Annotated in this window: 2 protein-coding genes; one reads left to right on the top strand and one right to left on the bottom strand. The window is 38.4% G+C overall.

Annotated features, from left to right (window positions below):
- Nucleotides 1-55 precede the first annotated feature (55 nt).
- Nucleotides 56-604 carry a carbohydrate binding domain-containing protein gene (locus L1D50_RS23000; protein ID WP_239966933.1) on the top strand — a complete coding sequence of 183 codons (549 nt, stop codon included), beginning with the start codon at nucleotides 56-58 and terminating at the stop codon, nucleotides 602-604.
- Nucleotides 605-739: 135 nt separating this feature from the next.
- Here the strand turns inward: L1D50_RS23000 and L1D50_RS22995 are convergent, their stop codons facing one another.
- Nucleotides 740-1,306, bottom strand: a complete 567-nt coding sequence (locus L1D50_RS22995) for a hypothetical protein (protein WP_128725926.1) — start codon at nucleotides 1,304-1,306, stop codon at nucleotides 740-742.
- Nucleotides 1,307-1,350 lie beyond the last annotated feature (44 nt).

Below are 1,350 nucleotides of genomic sequence, written 5' to 3'. Positions count from 1 at the left end.
CCTTGTAAATAAACTAAAAAATTATATTTAGAGACGTTGTTCTAAGAATTTTTCTATGCGTTTTTTATTGCTTTTACTCGCCATAGCATTTTCTGGCTGTAGCTATACTCAGTCGAACTTAAAGCCAAAACAGTGGCGTTTTGCGACCGATCCGCATGGCAGCCAAGCAATTCTGAACGGCCCGCTTGTTGATGAAGAGCAAGTTGCTATTCAGTTTAAACGCGTGCCGCGAGTCGACAAACAAAACAATTCTTGGGTAGAACTCATTTACGACTTACCCACTAAACAGCTCCCCTATCAATTCAATATCGCACTGACGTATAAAAGTGATAACGCTTTAATCGTTAAGTTATCACAACGTGAGTATGGCGGCTCAGGTGATAAAAGCTATGCTCATTATCAAACTAAATTACCAGCTTCAAGCACTTGGCAAACAATCAACGTATCTCTGAGCGATTTTGCCAGACCCAATTGGACACCTGCTTGGTCAAAAGACAAAGGGGTTATACTCAAGCATGTTTCCGCACTTTACTTGGTACCTGACTTGACGGACGCAGAAGGTGGCGAGGCAAGTCTTGCAATAAAAAGTCTTCGAGTTGAGTAATTCACTGATTAGAAATGATGTACGGTAGATGTGAAGTATTGCAGCCGTTCGCAAAGACACAATGTAGCCAGCACAGATAACGGTTAAATTATTAGCGCTGGCTAATCAGAGGCAATTAAGCGTTAGATTTCTATATTAAGCACCTAATGCCGTTAGCTTTTCTTTTAATTCTTCTTTATTGATTAGGCCCATTTCGTGTTGCTTTTTGGTTTTACGAATTTCATCGAAATTGTCTAGTTTCAAACGTGCTTTAGCCAGCTTAGTATCAAACTCGTCTTGTGAGATTACATCAAGTTTTAGCGCTTTTTCTAGCTTCTCTTTTTCACCATCAAACTCTTTTTGAAAAACCGCTTTTTCCTGGATAACAATCTGATCTTTCAGTTGCTTCTCAATAGCGATAACTTCGGCTTCCAGCTCGTCTTTACGCTTAATTAACGGGTCGATACGCTCGATAGTGTCTTGTAATACAGCTTCAAGGTTTGCACCATCATTTTTGATTAAATTTTCAATGTACTTACGACCAATGTCTTGGTACGCAATATTAAGTTGACCATCAATTGAGGCGATATCCGATTTCAAACCTGCAAGCTTTGCATTGTCTTTCGTTGAAGACACAATATCACCACCTAGTTTACTGGTAGATTCACCAATACTACTACCAATAGATTGCGCTTGAGTTTTAAATTTATTTAATAGACTCATGGTTATTTTTCCTTAAATAGATTGAGATTTTCAATGTATATAAT

It is taken from the genome of Pseudoalteromonas sp. Isolate6 (assembly GCF_022398435.1).
GTDB lineage: Bacteria > Pseudomonadota > Gammaproteobacteria > Enterobacterales > Alteromonadaceae > Pseudoalteromonas > Pseudoalteromonas galatheae.
The sequence above is the reverse complement of the archived record's forward strand: the minus strand, read 5'-3'. Positions and strand labels throughout refer to the sequence as shown.